Here is an 18,403-nt window from a genome sequence, read left to right on the forward strand (position 1 = left end):
AACAGGAACAGAGGGAACTCGATCCGATTCGAATGTATTTTACGTATCGGTCAGCGAAAAGAAAGGTCAGTCCATGTTCGCTTTCATCGGAGCATTCACATTCTGCGGCGCTGCATTTTTCGCGATCCTGGTGATGACGCAGATGGTGCGCGGCTATTGGCCTCTCATCATCGCCGCGCTGAACCATCAGCCCCTGCCGCGCACCGTCGCCCCCACTCCGGCCAGCGTCACGCGCCGTCGGGGTCCGGCCCAGGCTCTCCCAGCGCACATGTCCCCGGCGTTTACGCCGCGCCGTCTCGAACGCGCGCGCGCTGCCGCCTGATCCGGGCGTAGCTGACCCAGGCGATGGGGATGAGCGCCAGATAAACGAGCGCAAGGGCCAGCAGCACCGGCCAGGGCGCGGTCAGCAACAAGGCGGCGATGATGCCCGCAGCGCCGATGGCGAACAGTCGCAGCGACGGCGGGACACGGAAGCGCTTCCATCCCATCGTCGGCAGGTCTGACACCATCAGGAAGGCGACGACCAGCGTCCAGGGCAGCACCAGCCGCCAGTCGCGCGCCATATCCCATCCGGTCGAGAACCAGAAGAAGATGGGCAGGAGGGCAAGGCCCGCGCCGCCGGGCGCCGGAACGCCCATGTTAAAGCCCGCCAGCTTCAACGGCTGGTCCGCCACATCGATCTGCGCGTTGAACCGCGCGAGGCGCAGCGCGCAGCACAGGGCAAAACCCAGCGCGCCGATCCAGCCGAAGCGTGGCATGGCCTGCAAGGACCAGAGATAGAGGATGATGGCGGGCGACACGCCAAAGGCGATTACATCCGACAGCGAGTCCAGTTCCGCGCCGAATCGGCTTTCGCCATGCAGCATGCGCGCGATACGGCCGTCGATACCGTCGAGGACCGCGGCCAGCACGACCGCAACGACCGCCCTCTCCCACTCCATGGACATGGCGTAGCGCATGCCGGTGAGGCCGAAGCACAGCGCCATGGCGGTGACGGCGTTGGGCGCGACCTGCCGCAGGGTGATGCCGCGGCCACGACCGACGAAGCGGGTGGGACGCCTCAGTGACACAGGCCGCTCGCCGCCAGAGGATCGCCGATTCGGCCAAGGACGGTTTCCCCGGCGATGGTATGCTGGCCCAACGTCACCCGTGGCGCGGTTCCGGCGGGCAGATAGACATCCACCCGGCTGCCGAATCGGATCAGGCCGATGCGCTGCCCCGCCGCGACAATATCCCCCGGCTTGACGAAGGGCAGGATGCGGCGCGCGACCAGACCGGCGATCTGGGTAAAACCGATACGCAGACCGTCCGCCCGCTCCACCAATATATGCTGGCGCTCATTATCCTCGCTGGCCTTGTCGAGGTCGGCGTTGACGAACTTGCCGCGAATATAGGTCACGGACTTCACCTGCCCGGCAATAGGCGTGCGATTGATATGCACGTCGAACACACTCATGAAGATGGACACGCGGGTCAGGGGTCCGTCGCCCAGCCCCTCCGCCCCGGACAGGCCCGGCGGGGGGCTGACCCGCTGGATCAGCGTGACCAGACCGTCGGCGGGCGCGAGAATCGCGGCATCGTCCTGTGGCACCGCGCGAATGGGATCGCGAAAGAAGGCGAAGACCCAGAGCGAGACGCCCACCAGCAGCCAAGCCAGAATCGACCAGCCCAGCAGCGCGACGATCAGAGTGACGCCGACCGCGATCGCGCCGAACTTGCGCCCTTCGGGATGAATGGAGGGGAACCGCCATTTAACCGGCAGATGGCCAGCCCCGCCCTGCGGAATCGGCGGCACACCGCCCCCCGATGGACTGTTCGGATCGGGCGACAGGGGAAGCGGATGTTGAACCATCGCCACACGCTAGGCGAGTGGGGGCGAACGTACAATGTCTGACGCACTCGCCCCATCATTTGATTATAGTTCGCATTATCACATTACCGGCGTCGGAATGATGCATAACGTCCCGTTCCCCGCGCGAAGCGGTTGAACATCGCCACCGCTTTGCTAAAGGGTCTGCACCAAATCTCAGACCAGAAAGCGGACCCGAACATGGCAAAGATCAGCGTCAAGAACCCGGTTATCGAACTAGACGGCGACGAAATGACGCGGATCATATGGGAATGGATCCGCGAGAAGCTGATCAAGCCCTATCTGGATATCGACCTGCATTATTACGATCTGGGCATGGAAGAGCGTGACCGCACCGACGACCAGGTGACGATCGATTCCGCCAACGCCATCCAGAAATATGGCGTCGGCGTGAAGTGCGCCACCATCACCCCCGACGAACAGCGCGTCGAGGAATTCAAGCTGAAGAAGATGTGGAAGTCGCCCAACGGCACGATCCGCAACATCCTGGGCGGCGTGGTCTTCCGCGAGCCGATCGTCATCAAGAACGTCCCCCGCCTCGTCCCCGGCTGGACCGACCCCATCGTGATCGGTCGTCACGCCTTCGGTGACCAGTATCGCGCCACCGACACGCTGATCCCCGGCCCCGGGAAGCTGCGCCTGGTGTTCGACGGCGCCGACGGCCAGTCGCTCGACCTCAACGTGTTCGACTTCCCCTCGTCGGGCGTCGCCATGGCGATGTACAACCTCGACGATTCGATCCGCGACTTCGCCCGCGCGTCGATGAACTATTCGCTCAACCTCAAATGGCCGCTGTACCTGTCGACCAAGAACACGATCATGAAGGCCTATGACGGCCGCTTCAAGGATCTGTTCGAGGAAGTTTTCCAGAAGGAATTCAAGGCACAGTTCGACGCGGCAGGCATCAGCTATGAGCATCGCCTGATCGACGACATGGTCGCTTCCGCCCTGAAGTGGAGCGGCAAGTTCGTGTGGGCGTGCAAGAATTATGACGGCGACGTGCAGTCGGATACGGTGGCGCAGGGCTTCGGCTCGCTGGGCCTCATGACCTCCGTTCTGCTCTCCCCCGATGGCAAGACCGTCGAGGCCGAAGCCGCGCATGGCACCGTCACCCGCCACTATCGCCAGCATCAGCAGGGCAAGGCCACGTCGACCAACCCGATCGCGTCGATCTTCGCCTGGACCCGCGGCCTGATCTATCGCGGCAAGTTCGACGATACGCCGCTGGTGACGAAGTTCGCCGAGACGCTGGAGCGCGTGTGCATCGAGACCGTCGAGAAGGGCGCGATGACCAAGGATCTGGCGCTGCTGGTCGGCCCCGATCAGGCCTGGATGACCACAGAACAGTTCTTCGAGGCGATTCGCGTCAACCTCGAAGCCGAAATGGCGACCTGGGCCTGATTGCCCGGAACCACGGCGATGGGCCGGTCGTTGCGCTTGCGTGAATGACCGCCATCACCGACGAAAGCGACACGCGGACGGGCGGCACGACATCAGTCGTTGCCGCCCGTTTTGCGTTCCTGTCGCAGTGACGGCACCGACGACAGGGGAACGGCGATGACGACCACGGGCAAGAAGCGGCTGGACCTGCGCAATGCGGAGCCGACGGACGTTCCCGCCATCCTGCGCCTGATCCGGCGCGTCTATCCCGACATGCCCAATTATGCGCCTGCCATGGTGCGCGGGCAGATCAACAATTTCCCGCAAGGGGTCTTCGTCGCCCTCTATGACAACAAGGTGGTCGGTTACTGCGCGACGATGCGGGTGACGAAGGACATGGCCTTCAACCAGCATGACTGGGAGGAGATCACCGCCAACGGATTCGGTACGCGCCATACGCCGGTGGGCGAGTGGCTCTATGGCTATGAACTGGCGGTCGATCCGCGCCTGCGGGGCCTGCGCATCGGGCAGCGCATCTATGACGCGCGCAAGGCGCTGGCCGAGGAACTGGACCTGCACGGCATCGTGATCGCGGGCCGGATGCCCGGCTTTGCGCGGTCACGGCGCAAGGTGGAGGGGCCGGACGACTATATCGCCAAGGTGCAGGCCGGAAAGCTGTCCGACCAAGTGCTGTCCTTCCAGCTCAAGAACGGGTTCGAGCCGGTCGGCGTGCTGAAACACTATCTGCCGGAGGACAAGGCGTCGGCGGGCTTTGCCGCGCATCTGGTGTGGCGCAACCCCTATGTCGATCCCGACGAGGCGCCAGAGATGCGGGTGCCGCGCGGGGTGGAAAGCGTCCGCCTCGCCGCCTGCCAGATGCAAGCGCGTGCAGTGGAGAGTTTCGAGGAGTTCATCAAGAATGTCGAATATTTCGTCGATGTCGCAGCGGATTATCGCTGCGACTTCATCCTCTTTCCCGAACTGTTCACCCTCCCTCTCCTCTCGTCGGAGAAGGCCGCGCTGAAACCGACCGAGGCGATCGACAAGCTGACCGGCTATACCCCGCGCGTGACCAAGGAACTGGCGCGCATGGCGCTGGAATATAATATCAACATCATCGGCGGCTCCCACCCGACCCGAACCGACGATGGCGAGATCCAGAATGTCGCCTATGTCGCCCTGCGCGACGGGTCGGTGCACGCGCAGGAGAAGATCCACCCGACCCCCAACGAGGCTTTCTGGTGGAACATCAAGGGCGGGGACAGTCTGGACGTGATCCAGACCGACTGCGGCCCGATCGGCGTCCTCATCTGCTATGACAGCGAATTTCCGGAACTGGCGCGGCGGCTGGTCGATCAGGGCGCGCGGATGATCTTCGTGCCCTTCTGCACCGACACCCGCACCGGCTACATGCGGGTGCGCTACTGCTCACAGGCGCGCGCCATCGAGAACCAGTGCTTCATGGTGCTGGCGGGCAATGTCGGCAATCTGCCGGGCGTGGACAATATGGACATCCAATATGCCCAAAGCTGCATCCTGACGCCGTGCGACCTGCCCTTCGCCCGCGACGGCATCGCGGCGGAGGCCAGCGAGAATGTCGAGACGCTGACCATGTCGGACGTCAATCTGGCCGACCTGAGCTGGGCGCGGGCGGAGGGCACGGTGCGCAACCTGCGCGACCGGCGGTTCGACCTCTATCATATCGAATGGGATGCCCAGCATGAGGGCCGGCCCCACCTGCCCCCCGGCGGCGCGATCCCGGCGGGCGGGCATAATGCGCCGGGTGGCGGCTGATCCTACCCCTCGGCCCTATCCCTCGACAACGTCCGGTGCCGGGACTGTGCGGTAACGGACGACATTCTCCGCGCCATAGGCGTTGTAGAGATCATGGCTCCAGCAGAATGACCCCGCCGGACCGGTGTGATGGCCGGCGTAGCGAAGCTGCACCTCCACCAGCGTGGCGGGCGCGACGGGACAGGCGCCGCCAATCCATAATGTCCAGTCGTCCATCGCTATTCCCTGTTGACCCACCGTCCCGTTTGGAATGCCGCGGCAGCGTGCCCCGGTGGCCGATCCTGTGTCCATCGGAGAAATAGGGCATGATGCCTTTTCCCTGCATCGTCATCACGCTCTCATCGCAGGGAGGAGGTGACGGTCCGAGGGCGCCGCCCGGCCGCCATAGCCTTTTGCCTGAGCGCGTTTTTCGGGCTGCCAGATGATCCCATCTGCCTTGAAAAGACTCACCCCCGCCGCAGCGCCAGTTCCGCCATGCGGGTCGCAATCTCCCGCTCCGCCATGATGGCGAGGTTGGCGCCCAACCCCTCCAGATGGGCGGCATCGCCCTCGCTATGGGCGCGGGCGACGATGCGCAGGTCGGGGTTGCGCCGCCGCGCCTGATCCACCACCTGCCCGGCCTCGAACACATTCGGAATGGCGACGAGGAGCAGCCGCGCCTCGCCCAGTCGCGCCTTGGCCAGCACTTCGGGGCGGGCCGCGTTGCCGGTCACGATGGTCAGGCCCGCCGCGGGCTTGAGGTCGACCACATCCGGTTCCGTGTCGATCACCACCAGTTCGCCCGATGTCGCCAGCCGCTCCCGCACGATGCGCCCGACGCGGCCATGGCCGACCAGCACGACATGGCCGCGCACCACGGGACCGGCGGCGGCCTCCTCCGCCTCCTTCTCCGCCCGCGCGGCGCGGGCGGTCAATTTGTCGATGACGATGAACAGCAGCGGATTGACCATGATGGAAATGATCGCCCCCGCCAGGATCAGGTCGCGCGCATCGGCGGGGAAAAGCTGGAGCGAGGTGCCGAGCGAGGCGAGGATAAAGGAAAATTCGCCGATCTGCGCCAGGCTGGCCGCGATGGTCAGCGCGACCATGTTGGAGCGGCCGAACAGGCGCACGATGGCGAAGGCGGCGACCGATTTGCCGACGATGATGATCGCGACCGTCGCCAGCAGGGGTAGCGGCTCCTCGATCAGCACCGCCGGGTTGAACAACATGCCGACGGACACGAAGAACAGCACCGCGAACGCATCGCGCAGCGGCAGCGTCTCCTCCGTCGCGCGCTGGCTGAGCGGCGATTCCGCGAGGATCATGCCCGCAAAGAAAGCGCCCAGTGCAAAGGAAACGCCGAACAGCTTTGCCGCGCCGAACGCGATGCCCAGCGCGATGGCGAGGACCGCGAGGCGGAACAGTTCCCGAGAGCCGGTATGGGCGACGCCGTGGAGGAGCCAGGGGATGGCGCGGCGGCCCACCACCAGCATCAGGATGATGAACACCGCCACCTTGACCATCGTGGCGAGGAGAGTGAGACCCAGCGCCGCACCGCCATCCGCCCCCGCCAGCGCGGGCAGCATGACCAGCGCCAGCACCATCACAAGATCCTCAACGATCAGCCAGCCGACCGCGATGCGGCCCCGTTCGGTATCGACGATCCGCCGCTCCTGAAGCGCGCGCAGCAGCACCACCGTACTGGCTACCGACAGGGCAAGACCGAACACCAGACCGCCCAGATAGGGCCAGCCCAGCATGGCCGACAGGCCGAAACCCATGGCGATGGCGACCAGTATCTGCACGATCGCGCCCGGTATCGCGATGGTCCGCACCGCCATCAGGTCGCGCAGGGAGAAATGCAGGCCCACCCCGAACATCAACAAGATGATGCCCAGTTCCGCCAGTTCGTTCGCCAGTCCCTGGTCCGCGACATAGCCGGGGGTGAAAGGTCCGACCAGAACACCGGCCAGCAAATAGCCGATCAACGGCGACAGGCGCAGGCGAAAGGCCAGCCCGCCAAAGATGAACGCCAGCACGATCCCCGCGACGATGGTGGCAATCAGCGGGGTTTCATGGGGCATCCTGCATCCTCTTGTCGTTGCCGTCGCACAGAGCATAGGGAACGACGGCGCGTTTTTCGACCCCAAGGCCCCAGATAATTTGGCCGAAATGCTGGCTATTCAAGGCGCGACTCGCAATGATGTCCCCATGGCAGTTTCACTCGACACCGAAGGTTTTCGCGATTCGCTGGTGATATTGGGCGCGGCGGGGGTCGTGATCCCGGCCTTCGCCCGCTTTCGCATCAGCCCCGTCATCGGATTCATCCTGGTCGGGCTGGCGGTGGGTCCAGCGGGGCTGGGCGCGTTGGTGGAAAGCTATCCCTGGCTCTATCACATCACCATTTCCGACCGGGAGGCGATCGCGCCCTTTGCGGAACTGGGCATCATCCTGCTGCTCTTCTCCATCGGGCTGGAACTGAGCTTCAAGCGACTATGGACGATGCGGACCGATGTGTTCGGCGTGGGCGCGGCCGAACTGATCGGGTCGGGCGCGATCATCGCGGCGGCGCTGTATGTGATGGGCCAGTCGACGGGCGGTGCCATCGGGCTGGGCCTGGCGCTGGCCTTGTCTTCCACCGCGCTGGTGCTGCCGATGGTCGGCACGCAGGGACCGGTGGGACGCGCGGCCTTCTCCATGCTGTTGTTCGAGGATCTGGCGCTGGTCCCGATCATCTTCATGCTGGGCGCGCTGGCGCCGAGCGTGGGGGCGGAGGGCGGCCTGGGCAACATGGCCTCCACATTGATGAAGGGTGGCATCACCGTCGCGCTGATGCTGATCCTCGGCCGGTTCGCCCTGCCCCATCTGTTCCGGCAGGCGGCGCGGACGAAAAGCCCGGAGGTGTTTCTGGCCGCCAGCCTGCTGGTGGTGATCGTATCCAGCCTGGCCACCGCGCTGGTCGGCCTCTCTCCCATCGTCGGCGCGCTGCTGGCGGGCATATTGATCGCCGAAACCGAATATCATGGCGAGGTCGAAGTGATGACCGCGCCGTTCAAGGGCCTCGCGCTCGGCGTCTTCCTCATCACCGTCGGCATGAGCCTGGACCTGCGCGTCATCATCGCCAACTGGGCCACCCTGCTGGCGGCGGTGATGGGCGTCATCATCGTCAAGACCATCGTGACCGTCGCCCTGCTGCGCCTGCGCGGCGCGCGGCGCGGGGTGGCGCTGGAGGTGGGCGTGCTGATGTCCAGCCCGTCCGAGACGACGCTGATCGTGCTGACGGCGGCGGCGGCGGCGGGTCTGATCCTCCCTGAAACAGCCGCCTTCTGGCAGATCGTCACCGCCATCGGCCTGACCATCACGCCGCTGCTCGCCCGCGTCGGCCATGACATCGCCCGGCGCATCGAGATGGGCAGCAGCGAGGAGCCGCAGCCGCTGGGCGAGGATGGCGCCCCGCCTGCCGCCGTCGTCATCGGCTATGGCCGCGTGGGCCGCATGGTGTGCGACATGCTGGCCATGCACAACCAGCCCTTCCTGGTCGTGGAGTCCGATGCGGACGTGGTGGCGGACGCCCGGCGCGACGGATACCCCATCCTGTTCGGCGATGTCGCCCGCGCGGAAATGTTGGACAAGCTGCGGCTGGGCCATGCCCGTGCTCTCATCCTGACCATGGACGACCCCGTCCTGTCCGTGCGCGTGACCAAGCGGGTGCGCGGCTGGGTGCCCGACCTGCCCATCATCGTGCGCGCCCGCGACACGGACCATGCCGCCGAACTCTATCGCGCCGGGGCCAGCGACGTGGTGCCGGAGGCGCTGGAAAGCTCCCTGCAACTGGCGGAGACGGCGCTGGTCGACCTGGGCATCGCCATGGGTCCGGTCATCGCCTCCATCCACCAGCGCCGCGAGGAATTGCGCGAGGCGATCAAAAACGCCGGCGACCTCGATCACGCCCCACGCTTGCGCCGGATGCGCGCGGATGAGGCCGGCGCGGTTTGAGGGTACGGATGGGGGAAGTGGTCGCTTAGAGATGGGCGACGGATAATGATCGGTAGCAGAGTGGTGGTTTTTGCGCCTTCCCCATCTCCCGTTCGTCATCCCAGCGAAGGCTGTGATCTCGTGCCTTCTGCCGCACTCTATCGAAAGGGACTCCAGCCTTCGCTGGGGTGACGAAAAATGGAGCCGCCACAATTGGCGCGTCCTACCTTACACGACACCCTCATCCTGCAATCGCACAGGCTCTTTCCATCGTCAGTCGCGAGGCCAGTCACCTATTTTCAACGCGCACACGGGAGAAGTTCGGGAAATTTCGGCGCGGAGCAGCACCTGTCACCGCTCCCCACCCCATCTATCGCCGGCGTTCAATCCGCCAGCAACACCTTGATCGCCTCGACCGCCGCACCCGCCTTCGCGCCATCGGGACCACCGCCCTGCGCCATGTCGGGACGGCCACCGCCGCCCTTGCCGCCAACGGCCTCGACACCCGCGCGGACGAGGTCCACCGCGCTATACTGGCCAACCAGATCGTCGGTTACGCCCGCCGCAATGGTTGCGCGGCCATCGCTGACCGCGACCAGCACGGCGACACCGCTGCCGATCTGGCCTTTGGCCTCATCGACGAGACCGCGCAGGGCCTTGGGGTCCAGCCCCTCGATCACACGACCGAGGAAGGTGACGGAACCGATGGTTTCCGGCTGGCCTGCCCCCGCGCCCGCATCGCTGCCCGAACCGCTGCCCGCCATGGCAAGCGCGCGCTTGGCATCGGCCAGTTCCCGCTCCAGCTTGCGATTCTGTTCGAACAGGGTCGCGACCCGGCCCGGCAGTTCGTCCGGCGTGGTGCGCAGCGTCTGAGCGGCGGTGCGCAGTTTCTCGTCGCGATCCACCAGCCAGAGGCGGGCGGCCTCGCCGGTCAGCGCCTCGATCCGACGCACACCGCTGGCGACCGCGCCTTCCGACACGATCTTGAACAGGGCGATGTCACCGAGCGCGCGGACATGGGTGCCGCCGCACAGTTCGACCGAATAATGCTTCTCGTCGGAAAGGCCCATGGAGAGGACGCGGACCTCCTCGCCATATTTCTCGCCGAACAGCGCCATCGCGCCCGCTTCGATCGCATCGTCGGGCGACATGAGGCGGGTGGTGACTTCGTCATTATGGCGAATATGGGCGTTCACCTCCGCCTCGACGGCGGCGACCTGCGCCGGGGTCAGCGGGTCGGGATGGGAAAAGTCGAAGCGAAAACGGTCCGCCGCGACAAGGCTGCCCTTTTGCGTGACATGCGCGCCCAGATGGTTGCGCAGCGCCGCATGGAGGAGATGGGTGGCGCTGTGGTTCGCGCGAATCTGGCCGCGCCGTTCCAGGTCGATGGCGAGATGGACGGTGTCGCCGACGGCGATGCTGCCCGCCTCGACAACCGCCTGATGCGCGTGGAGGCGACCGAGCGGCTTGACCGTATCGGTGACGCGGGCGGACAGGCCGCCGGGCGTGATGACGCGGCCCGCATCGCCGGACTGACCGCCGCTTTCGCCATAGAAGGGCGTCTGGTTGACGAGGATGGTCACGCTCTCGCCCGTGGTTGCACGCTCGACACGCGCGCCGTCACGGACCAGCGCGACGACCTGCGCCTCGCCCTGATCGGCGGTGTAGCCGATGAATTCGGTGCTGCCCTGCTCCTCGGCAATGTCGAACCAGATGGTTTCGGACGCCTTTTCGCCGGACCCTTTCCACGCGGCGCGGGCGGCGGCCTTTTGCGCGGCCATGGCGGTGTCGAAACCGGCCTTGTCGACGGACAGGCCCTGCGCGCGCAGGGCATCCTCGGTCAGGTCGAGCGGGAAACCATAGGTGTCGTAAAGACGGAAGGCGGTTTCACCGGCCAGGGTATCCCCCTCGCTCATGCCGGCGGTCGCCTCCTCCAGCAGGCGCAGGCCCTTTTCGAGGGTCTGGCGGAAGCGGGTTTCCTCGCGCAGCAGCGTTTCCTCGATCAGCGCACGGGCGCGGCCAAGTTCGGGATAGGCCGCGCCCATTTCCTGCACCAGACCGGCGACGAGACGGTGCATCAGCGGATCGGCGGCACCGAGCAGATGCGCGTGGCGCATGGCGCGGCGCATGATGCGGCGCAGGACATAGCCGCGCCCCTCATTGGCGGGCAACACGCCGTCCGCGATCAGGAAGCAGGTGGAGCGCAGATGGTCGGCGATCACGCGGTGGCTGGCGCGATTTTCGCCTTCCGCCGCGACGCCGGTGAGGCTGACCGACTGGGCGATCAACGCCTTGAACGTGTCGGTGTCATAATTGTCGTGGACGCCCTGAAGGACGGCGGCGACCCGTTCCAGTCCCATGCCCGTGTCGATGCTGGGTTTGGGCAGCGGCGTGCGGGTGCCATCCTCCGCCTGGTCGAACTGCATGAAGACCAGGTTCCATATCTCGACGAAACGGTCGCCATCCTCGTTCGGGCTGCCGGGAGGGCCGCCGAAGATATGGTCGCCATGGTCGAAGAAGATTTCGGAACAGGGGCCGCAGGGACCGGTGTCGCCCATCGACCAGAAATTATCGTTGGTGGCGATGCGGATGATGCGCTCTTCGGGCAGGCCCGCGATACGACGCCAAAGGTCGAACGCCTCGTCATCGGTGTGGTAGACGGTGACGGTCAGGCGGCCGGGGTCGATGCCCCAGACCTTGGTCAGCAAGGTCCAGGCGTGGGTGATCGCCTGTTCCTTGAAATAATCGCCGAAACTGAAATTGCCCAGCATCTCGAAGAAAGTGTGGTGCCGGGCGGTATAGCCGACATTGTCGAGGTCATTATGCTTGCCACCGGCCCGCACGCACTTCTGCGACGAGGTCGCGGTGCTGTAGGCGCGGCTTTCGCGACCCGTGAAAACATTCTTGAACGGCACCATGCCCGCGTTCACGAACATGAGCGTAGGATCATTGTTCGGCACCAGCGGCGCCGAGGTGACGGGTTCATGGCCTGCGCCTGCGAAATAATCGAGGAAGGAGCGGCGAATGTCGTTGGTCGAGGTCATGCCACAAGCGCTTAAGGGAAGCACGGCCCAGCGACAAGATGGGAGTCGCCCCTACCCCAGCCCTTCCCTGCCGTATCAGGGGTATTTCTGGCATATTTCGGAGTCGCGCTTCACAAAACGCATGGCGCTGCCCCCTGTACAAGCCCGCCCCTGAACGACAACGCCCGCTGGCGGGAGACCAGCGGGCGCGTGCCATGGCAATGGAGACGTCTTTTATTCGCCGTCGTCGTCGCTGTCCGGGCCGGTCATCATGCCTTCGGCGACCGCTTCGGTCTTGCCCCGGATCGCCTTTTCCAGCTTATCCATCATCTCCGGGTTTTCCTTGAGGAAAGTCTTGGAATTCTCCCGTCCCTGCCCGATGCGAACCGAATCATAAGAGAACCAGGCGCCCGATTTCTCTACGATGCCCGCCTTGACACCCAGGTCGAGAATCTCGCCGACCTTGGAGATGCCCTCGCCATACATGATGTCGAATTCGACCTGCTTGAACGGCGGGGCGACCTTGTTCTTGACCACCTTCACCTTGGTCGCGTTACCGACGATATCGTCGCGATCCTTGATCTGGCCGGTGCGGCGAATGTCGAGACGGACCGACGCGTAGAATTTCAGCGCATTGCCGCCGGTCGTCGTCTCCGGGTTACCGTACATCACGCCGATCTTCATGCGGAGTTGGTTGATGAAGATCACCATGCAGCGCGAACGGCTGATCGAGCCGGTCAACTTGCGCAGTGACTGGGACATGAGGCGCGCCTGAAGGCCGACATGGCTGTCGCCCATCTCACCCTCAATTTCCGCGCGGGGAACGAGCGCAGCAACCGAATCGACGACCAGAACGTCGATGGCGTTGGACCGCACCAGCGTATCGACGATCTCCAGCGCTTGCTCACCCGTGTCGGGCTGCGACACGATCAGTTCGTCGATGTTGACGCCCAGCTTCTTGGCATAGACGGGATCGAGCGCATGTTCGGCATCGACAAAGGCTGCCGTGCCACCGGTCTTCTGCGCCTCTGCAATGACGTGCAGCGCCAGCGTGGTCTTGCCGGAGCTTTCCGGGCCATACACCTCGATCACGCGGCCGCGCGGCAGGCCACCGACGCCAAGCGCGATGTCGAGACCGAGCGAACCGGTCGAGATCGCCTCCACCTGCATCGTCTCCTTCGAGCCGAGCCTCATCGCAGAACCCTTGCCGAACGCACGGTCGATCTGCGCGAGCGCTGCTTCCAAAGCCTTTTGTCTGTCCATGGTCCCCGTCTTCTTATCGCTGTCGATCAGCTTCAGCTGTGCGCTCATCAGTCGTCCCCATGCGGTGAAAGGTCAATCGGGAAAGGGCGGCGATTCCGCCGGATGCTCACGATGTACCGCATATGTTCTGTTGGAACAAGAGGAGAACGAATTCGTCCCGTAAAATTCCTCAGCCCTCGAACAGGCCCGCCAGCGAGCGTTCGAGCGCGTCGATCAGATAGGGCTTGCCGAGAACCGGTGCGCCCTTGAGGTCCGGGGGCACGCCATGGCCGCCGTCGCCGCTAGCGAACAGGAAGGGCACGCCCTGATCCTGAAGCCGCCGCGCGATCGTCCAGACCGGTCCATCACCGAGGTTGCAGTCGAGCAGCGCCGCATCCACCTCCTGCCCTGAATCGAGCAGGGTCTGGCACTGCGCCCCGGTCATGCAGACGCCCGCGACATGATAACCGAGCTGATCCAGAAAATCCTCGACCATCATGCTGATCATCGCTTCATCCTCGGCGATGAGTATCCGTCGTGCGGGCGCTGTCATGATGGAACCACCGTCTCCTGTACTGTCTGCGTCTCCGCGCGACTCGCCGCCAGCGTGTCACGGGCCGCCTCCGCAATCTGGGCGACCGAAAAAGGCTTTGGCAGGAAGCTGACATTGGGAATGTCGATCGACTTGCGAAGCTGTTCCTCCGCATAGCCGGACATGAACAGGACGGGCAAGTCGGGACGCGCCTTGCGCGCTTCGCGAACCATCGCGGGGCCGTCCATGCCCGGCATGACGACGTCCGAAATCAACAGGTCGACATGGCTCATCTCCGCCAGGCGGGCGAGGCCCTGCTCCCCGTCGGGCGCGACGGTGACGCTGTAGCCCTGCCGGGTCAGCGCCCGTTCCGCGACGTTGCGGACCATATCCTCATCCTCCACCAGCAGGATGGTGCCGGTGCCCCAGGTATCGGGCAGGACCACCTTGCGCTGCACGGGGCGGACGGCGACTTCGCCCGGTTCCGCCGCATGGACAGGGAGATAGATTTTGAACTCCGTCCCTTTGCCCAGTTCCGAATCGGCAAAGATGAAGCCGCCCGACTGCTTGACGATGCCATAGACGGTGGAGAGGCCGAGGCCGGTGCCCTTGCCGACTTCCTTGGTGGTGAAGAAAGGCTCGAAAATCTTGTTCAGCACGTCCGGCTGGATGCCGGTGCCCGAATCGCTGACGCTGAGGCCGGTATAATCGGTCGCGGGCATGATCTCGCTGCGGATCGTGCGGACATCCTTGGCGGGCAGCGCAAAGGTGCGGATGGTGACGGTTCCGCCATTGGGCATGGCGTCGCGGGCATTGACGACGAGGTTGACGATCACCTGTTCGAGCTGGCCGGGATCGGCGCGCACGGGGCCAAGGCCACGGCCATGGCTGACCGACAGGGTGATATTCTCACCCAGCAGCCGTTTCAGCAGGGCCGAAACCTCCGACACCACGTCGGGCAATTGCAGCACCTGCGGGCGCAGCGTCTGCTGGCGGGAGAAGGCGAGGAGCTGGCGCGTCAGGCTGGCGGCGCGATTGCTGTTCGACTTGATCTGCTGAATATCGTCATAGTCGCTGTCGCCCGGCGTATGACGCATCAGCATCAGGTCGCAATGGCCGATGATCGCGGTCAGTACATTGTTGAAGTCATGCGCGACACCGCCCGCGAGCTGGCCCACGGCCTGCATTTTCGTCTGCTGCGCCACCTGCCGCTTGAGCCGCGTCTCCTCCGTATTATCGCGAAGGGACAGGAGGACGGACGCCTCGCCAAGGCCGCGCACGCCCGCGATGGAAAGGGAGACAGGCTCCTCCTGCGAGCGCAGGCGCACCGCGATGTCGCCTGCGACCTGCGACCCCACGGCATAGCGACGGATCGCCTCCGCCACAGCCGCCTGATCCTCCGCGATGACGAGGTCGCCGGGATAGCTGGGCCGCTGGGTGGGCGTAATTCCCGCCGCACGGGCAAAGGCGTTGTTGAAGAAGAGCAGCCGCCCGTCCCGGTCCGCCATGGCGAGGCCGAACGGCAGCAGGGACAGCAAAGTCTCGACATAGGCGAGGCTGGAGGGAGCGTCGGCGCCCACCATATTGTCGTCGAGCAACAGGAGCAGCATCGGCCCCGACGGGTCGTTGGCGCGGATCGGCACCTGCACGATGCGGATGGGAACGGCGCGCTGCTCTTCCCGCGCGAAGAAGATGCGCCCCTTGGCATCGACGCGCATATAGGCGGCGAGATCGCGACCCGCGATATTACCATCGAGCCGCCCGGTGGCGCGCAACAGAAAGGCGGGATTGGCGGCGCGCACGCGGCCCTCCGCCCCGATCATGGCGGTCATGACCCCTGCTTCGGCCATATGCTCACCCGCCTGGCCGGAGATGATCCGCATGCAGTCGTCCATGACGTTGGCCTGCTGCACCGGCTGGAAACGCCAGAGGAGATAATCATCCGACCGGCCCGTACGCACGATGTCGGCGTCGAGGAGCAGGACGCCACGCGCGATCCCCTCCACCCGCGCCTCGCCATCGCGCCAGGCGGCGCGTCCGGCGGCGGTCAGCCGGTCGATGTCCGGCCCGGCCACCTTGAGCTGTGGTGGGGTAGGATAGCCGGGGAACCATTCACCGAACTGGTCGCTGGCGCAGATCAGGCGGCCGTTGCGGTCGGTGATCGCGATGGCGCTGCCGGTCGCCTGCGCGGCGGCGCGCGCCACGGTCCAGTCGGTCGCGACCGTCTGGTTCGCGCCGTCGCTTTCCGGGAACAGGCGGCGGGCGTACCAGATGAGGAATACGCCCGCGAGGATGGTGGCCGCGAACCCACCCGCCAGCGCAGGCTCACGCACCGCCGCATAAAGGATGCCCGCACTGAACAAGGCGACAAGGCCGAGCAGCGGCAGAAGATGACGCGCCGAGGGACGACCGGTGATGTCCAGCAGGTCGTCGCGATGGGACGAAGCCATCGCCTATCGCTCCCGCAAGAGAAGAGAGGCCATCATAGAGGCGCGGCCTGCACCGGGGCCGGTTCCTCCGCCACCGCGGCGACGGGGGGAGTCCGGCGATCGGCACGTTCCTGCGCGCGTGCCTTCCACTTCGCGCCAATGCGCGCGCGCCACGCGAAGCTGGCGATCAGATAGCCGATGGCGGCGGACACGACCGACACCACGAACAGGCCCACCAGCAGCGCGGGGGCGGCGTCGGACAGCAGCCAACTGGTCCATTCGCCCACGCTCGCATGATTTTCGATGAGGGCATAGAAACGCGAAATATCCGCCGACCGTCCGAGCAGATTATTGCCAATGTAGAGCGACAGGCCGACGAGGAACGGCGTTGTCGCGGGGTTGGAGAGGAAGGTCATGGCCGCCGCAATGGGCACATTAGCCCGGCATGGCAGAGCCAGCAACGCGGCACCGGCGATCTGGAGACCGGGGATCAGCAGGAAAATGCCGACCAGCGTGCCCAGCGCGACTCCACGCGGCACCGACCGGCGGGTGAAGCGCCACAGTTCGGGCGCAAGGACGCGGTGCGCCACCGGACGGATGAAGCGATTCTGCTCCAGGCTTTCCCGGCTGGGCACATTGTCCCTGTAGATGCGGGCAATATGCCGCTTCACCATCAGCCCCGATCCCTCATCAACCCTTGTCCCGCATGATGCGGCTCTGCTCGCGCTTCCAGTCGCGATCCTTGACCGTCTCGCGCTTGTCCTGGACATTTTTGCCCTTGGCGATGGCCAGTTCCATCTTGGCCCGGCCCTGGCTGTTGAAATAAACGGTCAGGGGAACCAGCGTCATGCCCTTGCGCGCGACGGCGCCGTGCATCTTCTCGATTTCGCGCTCCCGCAGCAGCAGTTTGCGGACCCGCTTCGGCTCATGATTGTAGCGGTTGCCATGGCTGAACTCCGGGATGTTGCTGTTGACCAGCCACACCTGCCCGTCCTTCACCTCAGCATAGCTTTCCACGATGGAGCCTTGCCCACCGCGCAGGGACTTCACCTCCGTCCCGGTCAGCGCGATGCCCGCCTCATAGACGTCCTCGATAAAAAACTCGAACCGTGCGCGCCGGTTCTCGGCGACGGTCTTTACCTTGTCGAATTCTGCGGGGCGTGGACGGGCCATGGTGCCTTAATGGTTAAGAGGTATGTGAGGATAGGCGCGCCCAGATGTAGGTGAGATGGACCGCCTACACCAGACCCGCAATTTCAAGAGCACGATCAATCGTCGCACGGGCGGGGCCGGACGGCGGCGTGATGGGCAGGCGCACCTCGTCCGGCATGTCCGGCCGCACACGGGTCAGCGCATATTTCACCGGGCCCGGCGACGTGTCGCAGAACATCGCGTCGTGCAGCGGATAGAGCCGGTCCTGCAACGCCAGCGCCAGTTCCCAGTCGCCGTTCAGCGTCGCCGCCTGAAACTCCGCGACGAGGCGCGGCGCGACATTGGCGGTGACGGAAATGCAACCGACGCCGCCCATGGCGTTGAAGCCCAGCGCCGTCTCGTCATTGCCCGACATCTGGCAGAAATCCTCACCCGCCGCGAGGCGCTGCGCCGTCACCCGGCCCAGATTGCCGGTCGCATCCTTGATACCGACGATGGTGTCATATTCCTCCACCAGCCGCTGGATCACCGGAACGCCGATGTCGGTAATGGTGCGGCTGGGCACGTTATAGAGGATGATGGGCAGATCGCACCGCTTCGCCAGCCAGGCGAAATGCTGATACACACCCTCCTGATTGGGCTTGTTATAGTAAGGCGCGACGACCAGTGCCGCATCGGCGCCGGCGGCCTGCGCGGCGACCATATGCTCCAGCGCGATGCGCGTGTCGTTGGAACCGCAGCCCGCGATCACCGGCACGCGGCCCGCCGCCTGCTCCACGCACAGGGCGATGACGCGATTATGCTCCTCAATGGTCATGGTGGCGCTTTCGCCGGTCGTGCCGCAGGGGACGAGGCCGGTCGACCCCTCCTCTATCTGCCAGTCCACAAGGGCGCGGAATGCTTTCTCATCCACCGCGCCATCGCGAAAAGGCGTCAGCAGCGCGGGGATAGAACCGGAAAACATTCATAAACTCCTTCAAATCACGCGACCACGGGGCCATACTGACATGACACGCAGCCGTTC

General features: G+C 65.0%; 15 protein-coding genes. 4 read left to right on the forward strand and 11 right to left on the reverse strand.

Annotated features, from left to right (window positions below; all coding sequences use genetic code 11):
• The first annotated feature begins 73 nt into the window (after positions 1-73).
• Positions 74-322 carry a hypothetical protein gene (locus LWE61_RS17505; RefSeq protein ID WP_234151941.1) on the forward strand — a complete coding sequence of 83 codons (249 nt, stop codon included), beginning with the start codon at positions 74-76 and terminating at the stop codon, positions 320-322.
• Here the strand turns inward: LWE61_RS17505 and LWE61_RS17510 are convergent.
• Together LWE61_RS17510 and LWE61_RS17515 are read right to left on the reverse strand one after the other, a co-directional pair.
• Entirely contained in the window at positions 282-1,070 is a 789-nt protein-coding gene (locus LWE61_RS17510) for a CDP-alcohol phosphatidyltransferase family protein (RefSeq protein ID WP_234151942.1), read from the reverse strand. The two genes, LWE61_RS17505 and LWE61_RS17510, sit on opposite strands and share 41 nt — an antisense overlap.
• Positions 1,061-1,852: a phosphatidylserine decarboxylase gene (locus tag LWE61_RS17515; protein ID WP_234151943.1), complete on the reverse strand. Its 792-nt coding sequence runs from the start codon at positions 1,850-1,852 to the stop codon at positions 1,061-1,063. Before LWE61_RS17515 ends, LWE61_RS17510 begins: the two co-directional genes overlap by 10 nt.
• 198 nt (positions 1,853-2,050) lie before the next feature.
• Here LWE61_RS17515 and LWE61_RS17520 point away from each other — a divergent pair, with 198 nt between their 5' ends.
• Both LWE61_RS17520 and LWE61_RS17525 read left to right on the forward strand, forming a co-directional pair.
• Positions 2,051-3,271, forward strand: a complete 1,221-nt coding sequence (locus LWE61_RS17520; RefSeq protein ID WP_234151944.1) for an NADP-dependent isocitrate dehydrogenase — start codon at positions 2,051-2,053, stop codon at positions 3,269-3,271.
• Between the two features lie 156 nt (positions 3,272-3,427).
• Positions 3,428-5,044 carry a carbon-nitrogen hydrolase family protein gene (locus LWE61_RS17525; RefSeq protein ID WP_234151945.1) on the forward strand — a complete coding sequence of 539 codons (1,617 nt, stop codon included), beginning with the start codon at positions 3,428-3,430 and terminating at the stop codon, positions 5,042-5,044.
• Between the two features lie 15 nt (positions 5,045-5,059).
• Here LWE61_RS17525 and LWE61_RS17530 read toward each other — a convergent pair whose 3' ends face one another.
• Both LWE61_RS17530 and ybaL read right to left on the reverse strand, forming a co-directional pair.
• A complete protein-coding gene (locus tag LWE61_RS17530; RefSeq protein WP_234151946.1) occupies positions 5,060-5,260 on the reverse strand; it encodes a hypothetical protein in 201 nt (66 codons plus the stop codon).
• A gap of 230 nt (positions 5,261-5,490) precedes the next feature.
• Positions 5,491-7,110 carry a YbaL family putative K(+) efflux transporter gene (ybaL, locus tag LWE61_RS17535; RefSeq protein WP_234151947.1) on the reverse strand — a complete coding sequence of 540 codons (1,620 nt, stop codon included), beginning with the start codon at positions 7,108-7,110 and terminating at the stop codon, positions 5,491-5,493.
• A 127-nt stretch (positions 7,111-7,237) separates the two neighbouring features.
• Here ybaL and LWE61_RS17540 point away from each other — a divergent pair, with 127 nt between their 5' ends.
• Positions 7,238-9,022, forward strand: a complete 1,785-nt coding sequence (locus tag LWE61_RS17540; protein ID WP_234151948.1) for a cation:proton antiporter domain-containing protein — start codon at positions 7,238-7,240, stop codon at positions 9,020-9,022.
• Between the two features lie 362 nt (positions 9,023-9,384).
• Here LWE61_RS17540 and alaS read toward each other — a convergent pair whose 3' ends face one another.
• The 7 genes from alaS to dapA form a co-directional block, all read right to left on the reverse strand.
• Positions 9,385-12,045, reverse strand: coding sequence for an alanine--tRNA ligase (gene alaS, locus LWE61_RS17545; protein WP_234151949.1), 2,661 nt, complete (start codon positions 12,043-12,045; stop codon positions 9,385-9,387).
• Between the two features lie 213 nt (positions 12,046-12,258).
• Complete coding sequence (gene recA, locus LWE61_RS17550) at positions 12,259-13,335, reverse strand: recombinase RecA (RefSeq protein ID WP_234151950.1); 1,077 nt, start codon at positions 13,333-13,335, stop codon at positions 12,259-12,261.
• A gap of 121 nt (positions 13,336-13,456) precedes the next feature.
• A complete protein-coding gene (locus LWE61_RS17555) occupies positions 13,457-13,819 on the reverse strand; it encodes a response regulator (RefSeq protein ID WP_234151951.1) in 363 nt (120 codons plus the stop codon).
• Positions 13,816-16,248, reverse strand: a complete 2,433-nt coding sequence (locus tag LWE61_RS17560; RefSeq protein ID WP_234151952.1) for a hybrid sensor histidine kinase/response regulator — start codon at positions 16,246-16,248, stop codon at positions 13,816-13,818. The genes LWE61_RS17555 and LWE61_RS17560 overlap by 4 nt, the downstream gene beginning before the upstream one ends.
• A gap of 32 nt (positions 16,249-16,280) precedes the next feature.
• Entirely contained in the window at positions 16,281-16,898 is a 618-nt protein-coding gene (locus LWE61_RS17565; RefSeq protein ID WP_407696260.1) for a DUF2062 domain-containing protein, read from the reverse strand.
• A gap of 19 nt (positions 16,899-16,917) precedes the next feature.
• The gene (smpB, locus tag LWE61_RS17570; protein ID WP_234151954.1) at positions 16,918-17,400 is read right to left on the reverse strand and encodes an SsrA-binding protein SmpB; all 483 of its coding nucleotides are present in this window, start codon (positions 17,398-17,400) and stop codon (positions 16,918-16,920) included.
• Positions 17,401-17,464: 64 nt separating this feature from the next.
• Positions 17,465-18,343: a 4-hydroxy-tetrahydrodipicolinate synthase gene (dapA, locus tag LWE61_RS17575; protein WP_234151955.1), complete on the reverse strand. Its 879-nt coding sequence runs from the start codon at positions 18,341-18,343 to the stop codon at positions 17,465-17,467.
• Positions 18,344-18,403: the final 60 nt, after the last annotated feature.

Origin of the sequence: Sphingobium sufflavum (assembly GCF_021403115.1) — a bacterium.
Taxonomy (GTDB): Bacteria; Pseudomonadota; Alphaproteobacteria; order Sphingomonadales; family Sphingomonadaceae; genus Sphingobium; species Sphingobium sufflavum.

Bases quoted from the DNA above. Each gene is read 5' to 3' on its own strand.
- LWE61_RS17505 (WP_234151941.1), top strand. From the start codon at position 74: ATGTTCGCTTTCATCGGAGCATTCACATTCTGCGGCGCTGCATTTTTC.
- LWE61_RS17515 (WP_234151943.1), bottom strand. From the start codon at position 1,852: ATGGTTCAACATCCGCTTCCCCTGTCGCCCGATCCGAACAGTCCATCG.
- LWE61_RS17520 (WP_234151944.1), top strand. From the start codon at position 2,051: ATGGCAAAGATCAGCGTCAAGAACCCGGTTATCGAACTAGACGGCGAC.
- LWE61_RS17525 (WP_234151945.1), top strand. From the start codon at position 3,428: ATGACGACCACGGGCAAGAAGCGGCTGGACCTGCGCAATGCGGAGCCG.
- LWE61_RS17530 (WP_234151946.1), bottom strand. From the start codon at position 5,260: ATGGACGACTGGACATTATGGATTGGCGGCGCCTGTCCCGTCGCGCCC.
- ybaL (WP_234151947.1), bottom strand. From the start codon at position 7,110: ATGCCCCATGAAACCCCGCTGATTGCCACCATCGTCGCGGGGATCGTG.
- LWE61_RS17540 (WP_234151948.1), top strand. From the start codon at position 7,238: ATGGCAGTTTCACTCGACACCGAAGGTTTTCGCGATTCGCTGGTGATA.
- alaS (WP_234151949.1), bottom strand. From the start codon at position 12,045: ATGACCTCGACCAACGACATTCGCCGCTCCTTCCTCGATTATTTCGCA.
- recA (WP_234151950.1), bottom strand. From the start codon at position 13,335: ATGAGCGCACAGCTGAAGCTGATCGACAGCGATAAGAAGACGGGGACC.
- LWE61_RS17555 (WP_234151951.1), bottom strand. From the start codon at position 13,819: ATGACAGCGCCCGCACGACGGATACTCATCGCCGAGGATGAAGCGATG.
- LWE61_RS17560 (WP_234151952.1), bottom strand. From the start codon at position 16,248: ATGGCTTCGTCCCATCGCGACGACCTGCTGGACATCACCGGTCGTCCC.
- smpB (WP_234151954.1), bottom strand. From the start codon at position 17,400: ATGGCCCGTCCACGCCCCGCAGAATTCGACAAGGTAAAGACCGTCGCC.
- dapA (WP_234151955.1), bottom strand. From the start codon at position 18,343: ATGTTTTCCGGTTCTATCCCCGCGCTGCTGACGCCTTTTCGCGATGGC.